This window comes from Bacillus sp. FSL K6-0993, from assembly GCF_037977205.1.
In the GTDB taxonomy this organism is placed as follows: Bacteria; Bacillota; Bacilli; order Bacillales; family Bacillaceae; genus Bacillus; species Bacillus subtilis.
On record NZ_CP150275.1, the window covers coordinates 770,992 to 786,811 of the forward strand.

Genomic DNA, 15,820 nt, shown 5'->3' on the forward strand with positions numbered 1-15,820 from the left:
CAGCGTGTCGGCAAACCCTCGCATTCGTTGTCAGGACTGCGCTTCGGTGCTCAATGCGAAGTGGATCAACGGCTAAATTCTCAGGCGTCCTGCCTAAACGCCGTCGTCATCACATCCTGTGAATGCCCGCTCCTATGCTCGTCCTTCCTAGACTTCAAGGGTTTTCAATCACGCTGAAAAGATGACAAAATCCTAAAATGAAAACCATTTTAGGATTTTGTCAACAATCTGGAAGACTGGAGACATCCAGTCTTTTTTGTCCTTTCGAAAAAATGGTGATCGCGCTAAACATTGATGCATACAATAACTTCAGTCCGCCGGAAGGGCGGGCTGTCTGCAAAACCTATTTTTCGTTTTTGCTAGTTTATGTTATTCTTATACTCGGTATCTATTTCTTTTTTCAAAGGCACACATGACAAAAGAAATCCTTTTTTTATTTCCGAGAAAAAAATGTGAAACGAAATGAAGGTTTCTTTCGTCCAGTGATTGGTTTCCAAATGGTTGTAATAAAAATGATATGGTGCGAAACATAAATATTCCGGCTTGCCGCGGTGTATTTCTTGTTGTGTGATGCCTTGATTTTGTTTGGAAAGAAGGAATTGGAAGGCAGGATATAAAGAGCAGGTAAATATGAATGAAGAACTTAAAGTGTTTAAGAAAGTAGAGGTTGCCATGAAGAAACTTTTTTCTTACAAACTTAGCTTTTTTGTGCTGGCTGTTATACTGTTTTGGGCAAAAACGTATTTATCCTACAAGACTGAGTTTAATCTTGGGGTAAAAGGCACAACTCAGGAGATCCTCCTGATATTTAACCCATTCTCAAGCGCCGTCTTCTTTTTAGGACTGGCTTTGCTGGCGAAAGGGCGTAAATCAGCCATTATTATGCTGATTATCGATTTCTTGATGACATTTGTGTTATATGCAAATATTTTATTCTATCGTTTCTTTGACGATTTCTTGACGTTCCCGAACATTAAACAGTCCGGAAACGTTGGAAACATGGGAGACGGGATTTTCAGTATCATGGCCGGTCATGATATTTTCTATTTCTTAGATATTATCATTTTGATTGCGGTATTGATCTGGAGACCTGAATTAAAAGAATACAAAATGAAAAAACGCTTTGCATCTTTAGTGATCCTTTCTGGGATCGCACTGTTTTTCATCAACCTGCACTATGCGGAAAAAGACCGTCCGCAGCTGCTGACAAGAACGTTTGACCGCAATTATATTGTGAAATATTTAGGTCTATACAACTACACCATTTATGACGGTGTACAGACGGCTCAAACAGAAACGCAAAGGGCCTATGCAAGCAGCGATGATTTAACAAGCGTCGAGAATTACACGACGTCTCATTATGCGAAACCGAACGCCGAGTACTTCGGCTCTGCCAAAGGCAAAAATATCGTTAAAATTCACCTCGAAAGCTTCCAGTCATTCCTGATTGACTACAAGCTAAACGGTGAAGAGGTGACGCCTTTCTTAAATAAACTTGCGCACGGCGGGGAAGATGTGACGTATTTTGATAACTTCTTCCATCAGACAGGCCAGGGAAAAACATCTGATGCCGAGCTGACAATGGATAACTCGATCTTCGGTCTTCCTGAAGGCTCCGCGTTTGTGACGAAAGGCGAAAACACTTACCAGTCGCTTCCTGCGATTTTAGACCAGAAGGAAGGCTATACAAGCGCCGTCCTGCATGGTGATTACAAATCGTTCTGGAACCGTGACCAGATTTACAAACATATCGGATATGACAAGTTCTTCGACGCAAGCACGTATGATATGTCAGATGAAAATGTGATTAATATGGGGCTTAAGGATAAGCCGTTCTTTACAGAATCGATTCCAAAGCTTGAATCTCTTAAACAGCCGTTTTATGCGCATTTGATTACATTGACAAACCATTATCCGTTTAACCTTGATGAAAAAGACGCGTCTCTTAAAAAAGCGACAACAGGCGATAACACAGTTGACAGCTACTTCCAGACAGCGCGTTACCTTGACGAAGCGCTTGAGCAATTCTTCAAGGAGTTGAAGGAAGCCGGCCTGTATGACAACTCAGTCATCATGATTTACGGTGACCATAACGGTATTTCTGAAAACCATAACCGAGCGATGAAAGAGATTCTTGGAAAAGAGATCACAGATTATCAAAACGCACAGAACCAGCGTGTGCCGCTGATGATCCGCGTTCCTGGCAAAAAAGGCGGAGTGAACCATACGTATGGCGGCGAAATTGACGTTATGCCGACACTTCTGCACTTAGAAGGAATTGATTCTCAGAAATATATCAACTTTGGTACTGATTTATTCTCTAAAGACCACGACGATACGGTGGCATTCAGAAACGGAGACTTCGTAACGCCGAAGTACACATCAGTCGACAATATCATTTACGATACGAAGACAGGTGAAAAACTGAAAGCGAATGAAGAAACGAAGAATCTGAAAACAAGAGTGACCCAGCAGCTGAGTCTTTCAGACAGTGTCCTGTACAAAGACTTGCTGAGGTTCCATAAACTAAGTGATTTCACAGCCGTTGATCCGTCTGACTATCATTACGGCAAGGAAAAAGAAATCAAATAAAGATGAGAAAGAGCCTTGAGCGGGCGCATTGCCTTCGCTGAAGGCTCTTTTTTTTGGTTACATAACTAACTTCAAAAAATAGATTCTATTTGGTCACCAAGGCCGTCTTTCTCTCATATCATTACAGTAGATTTTGAAACCGGATTGAAATCGGACAAATTATCGGGGAAATGCCTTGATAGATTGTGAAGATGTACCAGGTTTCGAACTCAATATTCATAGAGATGAGGGGTAGAGATGAAAGCGGTCATTCTCTGCGGCGGAAAAGGAACGAGAATGAGTGAAGTCACGAATGACATTCCTAAACCGCTCGCCATGATAGGCGGCAAACCGATTCTATGGCATATTATGAAAATTTATCAGTACTACGGAGTAAACGAGTTTATTCTGCTGTTGGGCTATAAAGGCGAAAAAATCAAGGAATACTTTCTCGACTATGAATGGAAGCACAACAGCCTGACACTCGACAGCTCTACGGGAGAGGTACAGATCCTGGGGCAGCCTGAAACGTGGAAAATTACGTTTTTGGAGACTGGGGAAGATACGCTGACAGCCGGAAGAATCTTGCAGGCGAAAGACTATATCGGTGATGAAACATTTCTGCTCACCTATGGGGACGGGCTGGCCAATATCAATCTTTTCCATCTCATCAGCTATCATCAGACAAAAGGTGCTGCCGCGACTGTCACCGGCATTGACAAAGTCTCGCAGTTTGGCACCTTGACGGTTGAGGACGGCATGGCGAAAACATTTTCTGAGAAGACATCAAGTGACGGAATCATCAACGGCGGATTCTTCGTTCTCAGTCCAAAGGTTTTCGAGTATTTGCCGAAGGACGGGAACGCGATGTTCGAAGATGAACCGCTGAAGAACCTTGCCAAAGACGGGGAGCTTGCTGTGTACCGCCATTACGGATTTTGGACGGCTATTGATACGTATAAAAATCTCTTAGAAGTCAACAAAATGTGGAATCAAGGACAACAAGTATGGAAGGTATGGTGAATCGATTTGAGTTTCTGGAAAAATAAAAACGTATTTGTCACGGGATGTACAGGTCTTTTAGGAAGCTATTTGGTGAAAGAGCTGATCGAACAGGGCGCAAACGTTACGGGGCTTGTCAGGGATCATGTGCCTCAATCCAATCTTTATCAGGGAGAACATATCAAGATAATGAACATCGTGCGGGGCTCTCTTGAGGACTTGTCTGTGATTGAACGCGCGCTTGGCGAGTATGAGATCGACACGGTCTTTCATCTCGCTGCACAAGCGATTGTCGGCGTGGCAAACCGCAACCCGATTTCTACCTTTGAAGCGAATATCCTCGGCACATGGAATATTCTCGAAGCCTGCCGCAAGCATCCGTTAATTAAGCGGGTCATTGTCGCTTCAAGTGATAAAGCTTACGGCGATCAAGAAAACCTTCCATACGATGAAAACATGCCGCTGCAAGGCAAGCACCCGTACGACGTCTCAAAAAGCTGCGCAGATCTGATCAGCCACACCTATTTTCACACGTACGGGCTTCCGGTCTGCATTACGCGCTGCGGAAACTTATACGGCGGCGGAGATTTGAACTTCAACCGCATCATTCCTCAGACGATTCAGCTTGTGCTGAACGGGGAAGCGCCGGAAATCCGAAGCGACGGTACCTTTGTACGGGACTACTTCTATATTGAAGACGCCGTTCAGGCTTATCTGCTTCTTGCAGAAAAAATGGAAGAAAACAATCTTGCCGGAGAGGCCTTTAACTTCAGCAATGAGATCCAGCTGACCGTACTTGAACTGGTAGAGAAAATATTAAAGAAAATGAACAGTAATCTGAAACCTAAGGTGCTGAATCAGGGAAGCAATGAAATCAAACATCAATATTTATCCGCGGAAAAAGCAAGAAAGCTGCTGAATTGGACACCGGCCTACACTATTGATGAGGGACTTGAAAAAACGATTGAGTGGTATACGGAATTCTTCAAAAAGTAATGTGAAACGAGGTGAACAAGACTGTGACCAGCGCGTATTGCACCGTTTTATCAAAAGGAAGATTATATCAGGCAGTCGCTTTGTTTAAGTCGTTAGAGCAAGTTGATCAAGACAGTCCCATTTTTATACTTTGCATGGATGAAGATACGCACCGCGTGTTACAGAAGCTGAAGTTGAAGCAGCTGAACCTTGTGCCGGTGGCCGCTCTTGAAAATGAATTGCTGCTGAAGCTGAAGGAAACTAGAGATCAAAGTGAGTATTGCTGGACGATGAAGCCGATCTTTCTGCAAGCTGTGCTGAACAGCAATCCTGAGCTGGAGCGTGTGACGTATATTGACGGGGATCTCTTTTTCTATGCAGATCCATCGCCGATTTTTGAAAACCAGCCGGACTGCTCGGTGCTGCTTTCACGGGGGGATATTGTAATCCCTTCTTTTGAGAAAGAGCAGATTGACATGCTGCAGCGTCTTTTAGGCAGATATAATTCCGGGTTTATCAGCTTCAAGCATGATGATGCAGGCACGGATTGCTTGGAGTGGTGGAAGGAACGCTGTCTTGAGGAATGCAAAAATGCACCGGGTGAAGGAAAATTCGGTGATCAGGGCTATTTGGATTATATGTCTGAGCTGTTTCCGAATGTGTGTGACATTACAACACCCGGCGTGAACATCGGGCATTGGAATTATGGGCAGCATACGTTTTCCTGGAAAGATGGCCGGATCGTGCTGGAGGATGGCAGTCCGCTGATCTTTTATCATTTCAGCGGATACCGAATCGTCAGCATCAATGAAATCAAACAGATTCATGAAACAACCCGCACAGATCTGCCGTTTGTGCATGAACTGTATCAAGAGACACTGCCGCATATCATTCAGCACATGAAAACGTTAGACCCTGAATTTAACGGTTTTGCTTCAAAAGATGACAACAAATAAATGAGTAAATACAGGAAGTGAAAATGAAGTGAAAGCAAGCGTTATTATTCCTGCATATAATTCAAAGGAGCGCCTTTACAACAGCCTTCTGTCATTAAACCAGCAGGAGTGCGATGAAGAATTCGAAGTCATTGTAGCGGACAATGGCTCTGAGGACGGGACGCTCTCGATGCTTGAGTCATTTCAAGCGGATTTTCCGCTGATCTTTACACGGATTAAAGAAAACAGGGGCATTGCGTACGGACGAAATCAGGCGCTTCGCAATGCCAGAGGAGACATCCTGATTTTCCATGACAGCGATATGCTTGCGGCAAAGGACCTTGTGGCAAAACATATTAAAGCCCATGAGAACGAAGAGAATCTCGTCGTGTGCGGGTTGTTTTGGAAACGGATCTACAGTTTTTATTATGAACGGTTTGAAGAAGAACATAAGGAACAGCTCGCAAAGCTCACAGATGAAATGCCGAAGAAAGACAAACAAAAGCTGCTGGAGGAAGCGGACATCAAAAACGGAAGCTTTCTTGATAAAAGCTTTGACCTCGATACCGACTTTATAGACGTGCTCAAGAAGATTTTAGATGAGTACGGCGATGACTTGAAAGGCTATCATATGCCATGGCGCTTTTTTATCACGAATAATTCCTCTGTGAAACGCAAGCATGTGGTTGACCTCGGTTTATTTGACGAAGGCATTGTACGGTACGGGTTTGAGGATTATGACCTCGGGATCAGGCTTCATCAGGCCGGATTGACCTTCAGGCTTCGTCGCGATATTGTCAGTGTTCATCAGGAACATCCAAGCAATTGTAAGTCTGTAGACGATATTCGGGCAAACATTGCCTATATGTGCGATAAATACAATAACATCCGCTCCTTAGACGTTCATCTCGCATTTAATGGGCCGTTCCCGCCTGACATGACGAACAGAATCATGGCTGATATTCAAAAGCTGCTGGAATCACAGAAATATGATATGCTGCTGAATCTGTTTCTTGAGCTTCTACATGTTGTTAAAGAGCGCAACATTGATCCGGATTGGAGAAAGAAATCCCCAAGGGTGACGGCGAAAAGCTTTGATTTACAAACTGTCCGCAAGCTTCTGCCGAAAGCGAAGAAAAAGCTAGGCGTGAACGATTTTGCCAACGCACTGTATGCGCTTGTCAACGATTTGCTGCACGTGGATCTTAGATCATTGGATGTGGTATAAGTGAGTACATTTCATTTTTCAACGATAGTGTCAAGGACACATATCTTTAAGCTCATGCCTATGATTCATTCTCTCCATGAGCATTGCGATGATTTTCATTTATATGTGCTGTGTGTCGACCAGAAAGCGTATGAATTGCTTCAGCACGTGCCATGGGAGCATGTCACCTTTGTGCAGCTGCATGAAATGGAAGACCCGGAGCTGCTGAAAGCGAAAAGCAACAGAACGTTTCATGAATATTGCTGGACGTTAAAGCCCGCCTTTTTGTTTCATGTGATGAGCAAGTGGGATGACGCTGAATACTTTGCCCATATGGATACGGATCTATTTTTCTTTTCTGATCCGGCACGTATTTTTGCAGAAAACCCAACGGCGTCTCTGTATTTGACTGATCATCGTAATTCGCCGCGCTTCATGTCTTACTACGACCGAACCGGACGCTTTAATACAGGCTTTGTCGGTGCCGGTAATACAAAGGAAGCATATGAAGCGGTGTGGCAGTGGAGACAGGACTGTATTGAATTTTGCACGGTCGAAATGGATACGGAACGCAAGACATACGGTGATCAAAGATATGTGGAGAAATGGCCGGCGCAGTTTAAAGGTGTTCATGTTGTCAAATCAATAGGAGCCAATACAGCGCTTTGGAATATCGAAAACTATAAGGTCGGGCAAAAGGACGGCCGCGTGTATATAGATGAAACGCCGCTGATTTTCTATCATTTCTCTGGGTTTACGCTGGTGACAGAAAAAGAGTTTAATCTTTGCTGGTACTACCGGATTGAAGACGAAGCGACAATTGAGATGATTTATATGCCGTATATATTAAATCTGAAAAGATGGATTGATGAAATACAGTCGGCGTTTCCGGACTTTGCGGATGGCTTTATCCCGAAGCACGCAGTGCCTGACACTCATTTTATCCAGCTGGATTAAAAAACCCCTGCCGCCTGGCAGGGGTTTTTTCAGCTATGCCATTCTCTCAGCTTCTGGTCACTCGGCAATAGGAAGGCAAGGATGCCGAGGACAGGGAGAAAGGCAATGGCGATCATCGTCGGCGTCAGTCCCGCTGCATCAATCAGAGCGCCCAGCGCCACAGCGCCGATTGCGCCCATCCCGAAGGCAAGCCCGACGGTTAAACCGGACATTGTGCCAATTTTTCCAGGAACTAGCTCCTGTGCATAGACGACCGTTACGGAAAAGCTCGACATCAGAACCACGCCAATCAATGCGAGCACGCCATAGGCGAGAACCGGGCCGGCAAATGGCAGCAAAATCGCCAGCGGCGCCGAGCATAACAGCGAACCGACGATCACGAAGCGTTTTCCAAAACGGTCTGCAAGCGGGCCGCCGAGAAACGTGCCGATCGCGCCAAACAGCAAGAAGACAAAAATATAGCTTTGTGCCTGCTGAATGCTTACGTGATAGGTATCCATCGCGTAAAACGTGTAAAAGTTACCGATCGCACTCGTATACCAAGAACGAGCAAAAATGAGAAATATAATAATAATAAGAGCAGATACAACAGATTTGGTGATGGCCGTGTTTTCAGCCGTTTTCTTTTGCTTGCCTGATTTCTGGGCAAGGCTGCCGAGACGTGAGGCGTACCATTTCGCGATATACATGAGAAACATAACAGCAAGCGCGGCGACAAGCGTGAACCAAACAGCGCCGAATTGCCCGAGCGGCACAAGGATCAGCGCGGTGATCAGCGGGGCCATCGCCTGGCCTGAGTTTCCGCCCACCTGATAAATCGACTGGGCGAGCCCGCGTTTTGTGCCGGCGGCCATATACGCCACACGGGAGCCCTCCGGATGGAAAATGGCCGAGCCTAATCCAATGAAAAACACACAGCATAGGATCGTTATGAATGACGGGGCAAATGCAAGGCCCAAAATGCCAAGCATGCTGGCGGTCAAACCGACTGGCAGCGCATACGGCCGCGGCCGTTTATCGGTATACCAGCCGACAACAGGCTGCATGACGGATGACACCATGTTTAATGTGAAAGCGATGATGCCAAGCTGTGTAAACGTCAGGCTCATGGAGCGTTCCAAAATAGGGAACATGGCCGGAATCACAGCTTGAAGCGAATCGTTGAGCATATGGCAAATTCCGATAATAATCAAAATCGGATACACCGTGGTGCCTGGTTTTTGAACTGTTTTTTCTTTTACCGGGGCGGCGATAGCCAATTGAGTCTCCTCCTTACATATATAACCAAAGCATACCACCATATTATTCATAAGGTGAAGAATTTATCAAGAGGAAAAAAGACTCTTATAAAAGAAATACCGTCAGCCTGATTAGCAGCTGACGGTATTTTCGATATTCAAAATGTGATATAGCTCTTCAAGCTTACGAATCTCATAGGTTGGTATGATCTCTGGCACATTCGGCTTCATGTCAGGGTTCATCCAGCAAGTATCAAGCCCGGCGAGCTGTCCGCCTTTGATATCAGCAGTTAGTGAATCCCCGATGATTAATGTGTGCTCTGCTGAAAATTGAGGAATCCGTTCAAACACGTAATCGAAATATTCCTTCATCGGCTTTTGGAAGCCTGTGTCTTCAGAAACGAAAATGTCCTTGAAGAATGGAAATAATCCTGAATCACGGAGACGCTTATATTGTGTGTTAGACACACCGTTTGTCACGATGTACAAATCATACTGTTGCTGCAGATTTGAGATGAGATCAAATGAACCGTCAATAAGCTGATGTCCTTCTTCAAGAAAGCGGCGGTATTTTTGCTCAAGCAAAGCGCCGTCCGCCTCGTAACCGTACTCCTTGAGCAAAGCGGAAAAACGCGTGTTTACGACTTCCTCCCGTGTCACCTTACCTTCTTCAAAGGCTCTCCAGAGACCTTGATTGATGGTTTTATACTGCGCCTTCATGTCATTTGTTAAAGGAATGTTCTGATCTTCAAACAGCAAACGCAGGGCTAAAGCTTCTGCCGCTTGAAAATCAAGGATGGTATCATCTACATCAAATAATAAAGTGCGGTATTGTTTCATCTGTGTGTCTCCCTTTCTCATGTGTACTCAAAGTATAGCACATAAAAAAAGGAAAAAGCCGTCGGGTGAGGCACCGCCGGCTAAAAAGAGATTATTTGTTTAATAAGCTGTGTTTTCTCGAATATAGGAAATAAACCAGTGTTCCGACAGCGATCCAGATGACAAATGAAAGCCATGTGACACCGGGAAGGCTGTACATGAACCAAAGGCAGATGCCTGCGCTGATAATCGGCACAACTGGAACGAACGGCACTCTGAAGGACGCTTTGATTTCAGGATGTTTCTTTCTTAGCACAATGACAGCAATAGATATGACCGTAAACGCGGCAAGTGTTCCCATGTTCACCAGATGGGCCAGCGTTCCGAGGTTAATAAAGCCGGCGATTCCCGCTGCGACGATCCCTGTCAGCCATGTGTTGCGGAACGGGGTTTTAAATGACGGATGAACCTTTGCGAACAATCCAGGCAGAAGGCCGTCTCTGCTCATGGCAAATGTCAAACGAACCTGAGCGTACAGCAAAGCGAGCATCACCGTCGTAATCCCGATAATCGCACCGACAGAAATAATTCCGGCAACAGCGTCCTGTCCGACAAATTTCAGCGCAAAGGATACAGGATCTCCGACATTCAATTTGGCATAAGGCATCATGCCTGTCAGCACAAGCGATACCGCGATGTACAGAACCGTACAGACGGCTAGAGCTGAAATAATGCCGACGGGCATGTTTTTTTGCGGATTTTTTACTTCCTCTGAGGCGTTAGAAACCGCGTCAAACCCAAGATACGCGAAGAATACAGTGGCAGCGCTAAGAATGACGCCTTTCATCCCGAATGGCATAAAAGGAGACCAGTTGTCCGGTTTCACATAGCCGATACCGACAATAATGAACAATAAAATGATCGCGATTTTCATCAGTACGATGACGTTGTTAAAGCGTGTGCTTTCCTTGACGCCTCTGCTGACAATCGCAGTGATGAGGAGAATGATCACCGCAGCCGGAAGGTTAAATACGGCGCCCGCCGTGCTTCCCGGCGCTCCTGTCAGTGCAGCCGGAATATGAAGATTGAAGCCGGCAAGCAGTGATTGAAAGTATGAAGACCAGCCGGTGGCAACCGCTGACAGTGCAATGACATATTCAAGCATGAGATCCCATCCGATCAAAAAGGCGAGCAGCTCTCCAAGTGTCACGTATGAGTATGAGTACACGCTTCCCGAAATCGGAATGGAAGACGAAAACTCAGCATAACAGAAAGCAGCCAGCGCACAGGCGAGCCCCGCTAAAATAAACGATATGATGAGGGCGGGACCTGCACCGGTCGCTGCCACTGTTCCTGTAATGACAAAAATCCCTGTACCGATGACACAACCGATACCGAGCAAGGTTAAATCAAATGCGCTTAACGTACGGGCAAGGCTTTTTGACTTGCTCTGCGCACTCAATGTTTCAAGCGGTTTTTTTCTAAATAATGAACTCATCAAAAGTTCCTCCTGAAAATATTCAAAATATTCTAATCATTATATACAGTTCTTGTTGTATTATATTGTCGAAATTTGACGCAGTCAATAAAATATTTTTCTGCTTTAAATGATAGAAGCGAAACAGCGTTGTCGTATCATAGGATAGTAATTTTTACTAATCGTATATTCAATTTTATGCAAGATGAACCGATAGAAAAAATAGATTCGCCCATATTTTGATTTGCGGTTATAAAGGAGATGCTGACCATGTTTCAATATGAAGAGTTGAATAAACAGTTTATCGGCGGGAAATGGCAGGAGGGCAGCAGCCCAAATGTATTGGAAAACAAAAATCCTTATACTCAAAAAACATTCACAACATTCCGTAAAGCGACTGCTGACGATGTAGATGAAGCGTATCGGGCAGCGGCGCTGGCAAAGAAAAAATGGGATGCGGTCAACCCGTTTGAGAAAAGAACCATTTTAGAAAAAGCCGTCACGTATATTGAAGAAAATGAAGAAGCCATTATTTATTTGATTATGGAGGAGCTAGGCGGTACAAGGCTCAAAGCGGCTTTTGAAATCGGACTTGTCAAAAACATCATGAAAGAAGCGGCAACGTTCCCAATCCGCATGGAGGGGAAAATTCTTCCGTCCACAATAGATGGCAAGGAAAACAGATTATATCGCGTGCCGGCAGGCGTTGTCGGTGTCCTCAGTCCGTTTAACTTCCCATTCTTTTTATCTATGAAATCAGTGGCGCCTGCACTCGGAGCCGGCAATGGCGTTGTGCTAAAGCCGCATGAGGAAACGCCGATTTGCGGCGGAACGCTGATTGCGAAAATTTTTGAGAACGCGGGAATTCCAGAGGGACTGCTGAATGTTGTTGTCACAGACATTGCTGAAATCGGCGACAGCTTCGTTGAGCATCCAGTGCCGCGGATCATCTCATTTACCGGTTCTACGAAAGTCGGCAGCTACATCGGACAGCTTGCGATGAAGCATTTTAAAAAGCCGCTTCTTGAGCTTGGCGGGAACAGCGCCTTCATCGTACTTGAGGATGCAGATATAGAATATGCGGTCAATGCGGCGGTGTTCAGCCGATTTACACATCAAGGACAGATTTGCATGTCAGCCAACCGCGTGCTTGTTCATTCTTCTATTTATGACAAGTTCCTTGAGCTGTACCAGGCAAAAGTGGAATCGCTGAAAGTCGGCGACCCAATGGATCCTGATACGATTATCGGGCCATTAATCAACAGCAGACAAACGGACGGGCTGATGAAGACTGTTGAGCAAGCAATTGAAGAAGGCGCTGTACCAGTGAAGCTTGGCGGATTTAATGGGACGATCGTGGAACCGACGATCTTAAAAGACGTCAAACCGTTCATGAGCATTGCCAAGGAAGAGCTGTTCGGACCAGTCGTCTCCTTTATGAAGTTTGATTCAGAAGACGAAGCGGTGGATATCGCAAACGAAACCCCGTTTGGCTTGAGCGGTGCCGTTCATACGTCAAATCTTGAGCGCGGCGTGGCTTTTGCGAAACGCATTGAAACAGGCATGATTCACGTCAATGACACGACCATCAATGATGAACCGAATGTAGCCTTCGGCGGTGAAAAGCAATCAGGCCTCGGCCGTTTAAACGGTGAGTGGAGCCTCGAAGAATTTACAACGCTGAAATGGATCTCGGTCCAGCACGAAAAACGCAGCTTCCCTTATTAATGAAAAGGAGTGAATGGAATTGACCATAAATACGGAAAAAGAAACCGCAGATATTCTGGACGCATTTATCAAAGTAGCCCCTTATTTAAACAGCCTGGTTCAGGATGATATTACAATCGGCATTTATGATACGGAAAAACTGCTCGTGAATATACCGGCCAAAACCTTTTCGCTGAACGTAAAAGCCGGCGATCCGCTGCAGGAAGGGGATATCATCACAGATGCCATCCGCAGCAATCAGAAGAAGACGAGCATGGTTCCGAAAGAATTGTTCGGCTTCCCATTGATCGCGCGTGCCATCCCGCTGCACGACGAGAATGGAAGAGTCATTGGAGGCGTCGGCCTCGGAACGAGCCTTGAGGAGTCGTCAAAGCTGCATGATGTGGCGGAAAGCTTATCAGCTGTCGTTGAACAAACAGCCGCGGCTATTTCCGACATTTCTGAATCAATTAACGGGTTTTCAACTCAAATGTCGGGCATTTCCTCTCAGGCGAAAAAAGTAAGCGAAAGCGCCGGTGAAATCGCCGATATTTCAGTAACTGTTAAAGGCATCTCTGACCAAAGCAATCTGCTCGGCTTGAATGCCGCGATCGAAGCGGCAAGAGCAGGGGAGTCCGGAAAAGGATTCTCTGTCGTCGCAGATGAGATCAGAAAGCTAGCGACGCATTCAAAAGAAAATGTCGGCCAAATTGACCAGATTACGAAAAAAATCCACAGCCTGCTGAAAGGGCTGGAGGAATCCATTGAGTCGATTAATCAGCATACAGACGGACAAGCCGCTGCCGTTGAACAAATTTCCGCCACGATGCAGGAGATTTCAGGAAGCGCGCAGCATCTTGCAAAAATGGCTGAAAAAGCGCTTGAGGAAGAGTAAGAGACCGGGGACAAATGTCCCCGGTCTTTTTCTATCCTGCATTTCCATGAAATTTGTCTGACGTTTTACTAGTTTTATTCCAGCGGCTGATTTAAAATGTACACATGAACTTACGTGAGGATTGATAGGAACCATGAGCATATTAAAAGCGGAAAATCTTTATAAAACATACGGAGATAAAACATTATTTGACCATATCTCCTTTCATATTGAAGAGAATGAGAGAATCGGATTAATCGGGCCAAACGGAACAGGCAAATCAACGCTGCTGAAAGTGATTGCCGGCTTGGAATCTATCGAAGAAGGAGAAATCACGAAATCCGGAAGCGTGCAGGTCGAATTTCTTCATCAAGACCCGGAGCTGCCTGCGGGGCAAACAGTGCTGGAGCATATCTATTCCGGTGAATCGGCTGTGATGAAAACCTTGCGTGAATATGAAAAAGCGCTGTATGAACTGGGGAAAGATCCCGAAAATGAACAGCGCCAGAAACACCTGCTGGCAGCACAAGCGAAAATGGACGCAAACAATGCATGGGATGCAAACACCTTGGCAAAAACCGTATTGTCTAAGCTGGGCGTCAACGACGTAACAAAACCGGTCAATGAGCTCTCAGGCGGCCAGAAAAAACGGGTAGCCATTGCCAAAAACTTAATTCAGCCCGCTGATCTGCTCATTTTGGACGAGCCGACAAACCATTTGGATAATGAAACGATTGAGTGGCTTGAAGGGTATTTAAGCCAATATCCCGGCGCCGTCATGCTGGTGACGCACGATAGATATTTCTTAAACCGTGTCACCAACCGCATTTATGAGCTTGAAAGAGGCAGCCTCTACACGTACAAAGGCAACTATGAAGTGTTTTTAGAAAAACGCGCGGAACGGGAAGCGCAGGCTGAGCAAAAGGAAACGAAGCGGCAAAACCTGCTGCGCCGCGAGCTGGCCTGGCTCAGACGAGGAGCGAAAGCCCGCTCCACAAAACAAAAAGCGAGAATTGACCGGGTAGAGTCGCTTAAAGAGCAGAAAGGCCCTCAGTCATCAGGTTCACTCGATTTTGCCATTGGCTCGCACCGTCTCGGAAAACAGGTTATTGAAGCGGAGAACGTCATGATCGCTTATGAAGGCCGCATGCTCGTCGACCGTTTTAATGAACTTGTCATACCAGGTGAACGGATCGGGATCATCGGGCCGAACGGCATCGGGAAAACAACGCTGTTAAATGCCCTTGCCGGCCGTCATACGCCGGACGGAGGCGATATTACGATCGGACAGACGGTCAGAATCGGCTACTATACTCAGGATCATAGTGAAATGAACGGTGAGTTAAAGGTCATTGACTATATAAAAGAAACGGCGGAGGTCGTAAAAACGGCAGATGGCGATATGATTACAGCTGAACAAATGCTCGAGCGTTTCCTCTTCCCGCGTTCGATGCAGCAGACGTATATCCGCAAGCTGTCCGGCGGGGAAAAACGCCGTTTATACTTGCTTCAGGTTCTCATGCAGGAGCCGAATGTCCTGTTTCTCGATGAGCCGACGAACGATTTGGATACTGAAACATTAAGCGTTCTTGAGGATTATATTGACCAGTTCCCTGGCGTCGTCATCACCGTATCCCATGACCGCTATTTCCTTGACCGCGTCGTCGACCGTTTGATTGTATTTGAAGGAAATGGCGTCATTTCCCGCTTTCAAGGCTCCTATAGCGACTATATGGAGGAGTCAAAAGCGAAAAAAGCGGCCCAAAAACCGACAGCTGAGGAAAAAACGGCTGAAGCCGAGCCGAAGAAAAAACGGAAAAAGCTTTCTTACAAAGACCAGCTGGAATGGGACGGCATCGAAGATAAAATTGCCCAGCTGGAAGAAAAGCATGAGCAGCTCGAAGCTGACATCGCCGCAGCAGGCAGTGATTTTGGCAAAATCCAAGAGCTGATGGCCGAGCAGGCGAAAACTGCTGAAGAGCTTGAGGCTGCGATGGACCGCTGGACAGAATTGTCCCTCATGATCGAAGAACTGGAAAGCTAAAAAGCGTGGCCGCA

General features: G+C 45.9%; 12 protein-coding genes. 9 read left to right on the forward strand and 3 right to left on the reverse strand.

Annotated elements, in window-relative coordinates; all coding sequences use genetic code 11:
* The first annotated feature begins 672 nt into the window (after positions 1–672).
* The 6 genes from ltaS1 to MHH79_RS04000 all read left to right on the forward strand — a co-directional run bounded on the left by ltaS1 (position 673) and on the right by MHH79_RS04000 (position 7,647).
* Entirely contained in the window at positions 673–2,592 is a 1,920-nt protein-coding gene (gene ltaS1, locus MHH79_RS03975) for a lipoteichoic acid synthase LtaS1 (RefSeq protein WP_251218342.1), read from the forward strand.
* A 237-nt stretch (positions 2,593–2,829) separates the two neighbouring features.
* Positions 2,830–3,594: a glucose-1-phosphate cytidylyltransferase gene (locus tag MHH79_RS03980; RefSeq protein WP_070548693.1), complete on the forward strand. Its 765-nt coding sequence runs from the start codon at positions 2,830–2,832 to the stop codon at positions 3,592–3,594.
* Positions 3,595–3,600: 6 nt separating this feature from the next.
* Positions 3,601–4,569: a GDP-mannose 4,6-dehydratase gene (locus MHH79_RS03985; RefSeq protein WP_063335666.1), complete on the forward strand. Its 969-nt coding sequence runs from the start codon at positions 3,601–3,603 to the stop codon at positions 4,567–4,569.
* Positions 4,570–4,592: 23 nt separating this feature from the next.
* A complete protein-coding gene (locus tag MHH79_RS03990; RefSeq protein ID WP_015482936.1) occupies positions 4,593–5,504 on the forward strand; it encodes a putative nucleotide-diphospho-sugar transferase in 912 nt (303 codons plus the stop codon).
* 28 nt (positions 5,505–5,532) lie between these two features.
* Positions 5,533–6,711 (forward strand): glycosyltransferase family 2 protein, encoded by a 1,179-nt coding sequence (locus tag MHH79_RS03995; protein ID WP_015383062.1) that lies wholly within the window; start codon positions 5,533–5,535, stop codon positions 6,709–6,711.
* Entirely contained in the window at positions 6,712–7,647 is a 936-nt protein-coding gene (locus MHH79_RS04000; RefSeq protein WP_015482937.1) for a putative nucleotide-diphospho-sugar transferase, read from the forward strand.
* Between the two features lie 29 nt (positions 7,648–7,676).
* Here MHH79_RS04000 and MHH79_RS04005 read toward each other — a convergent pair whose 3' ends face one another.
* The 3 genes from MHH79_RS04005 to MHH79_RS04015 all read right to left on the reverse strand — a co-directional run bounded on the left by MHH79_RS04005 (position 7,677) and on the right by MHH79_RS04015 (position 11,202).
* Positions 7,677–8,906, reverse strand: coding sequence for an MFS transporter (locus MHH79_RS04005; RefSeq protein WP_063335667.1), 1,230 nt, complete (start codon positions 8,904–8,906; stop codon positions 7,677–7,679).
* Between the two features lie 111 nt (positions 8,907–9,017).
* Positions 9,018–9,725 carry a YjjG family noncanonical pyrimidine nucleotidase gene (locus MHH79_RS04010; protein ID WP_327844157.1) on the reverse strand — a complete coding sequence of 236 codons (708 nt, stop codon included), beginning with the start codon at positions 9,723–9,725 and terminating at the stop codon, positions 9,018–9,020.
* A 91-nt stretch (positions 9,726–9,816) separates the two neighbouring features.
* Positions 9,817–11,202 (reverse strand): amino acid permease, encoded by a 1,386-nt coding sequence (locus MHH79_RS04015; RefSeq protein ID WP_003233771.1) that lies wholly within the window; start codon positions 11,200–11,202, stop codon positions 9,817–9,819.
* Positions 11,203–11,451: 249 nt separating this feature from the next.
* On the opposite strand from MHH79_RS04015, the gene yfmT reads away from it, so the two are divergent.
* From yfmT to MHH79_RS04030, 3 genes are all read left to right on the forward strand, one after another.
* Positions 11,452–12,909, forward strand: coding sequence for a benzaldehyde dehydrogenase (gene yfmT, locus MHH79_RS04020; protein WP_340035003.1), 1,458 nt, complete (start codon positions 11,452–11,454; stop codon positions 12,907–12,909).
* 13 nt (positions 12,910–12,922) lie between these two features.
* A complete protein-coding gene (locus MHH79_RS04025; protein ID WP_003233767.1) occupies positions 12,923–13,783 on the forward strand; it encodes a methyl-accepting chemotaxis protein in 861 nt (286 codons plus the stop codon).
* A gap of 133 nt (positions 13,784–13,916) precedes the next feature.
* On the forward strand, positions 13,917–15,806 hold the full coding sequence (locus tag MHH79_RS04030) for an ABC-F family ATP-binding cassette domain-containing protein (RefSeq protein ID WP_063335668.1): 1,890 nt from the start codon (positions 13,917–13,919) through the stop codon (positions 15,804–15,806).
* Positions 15,807–15,820: the final 14 nt, after the last annotated feature.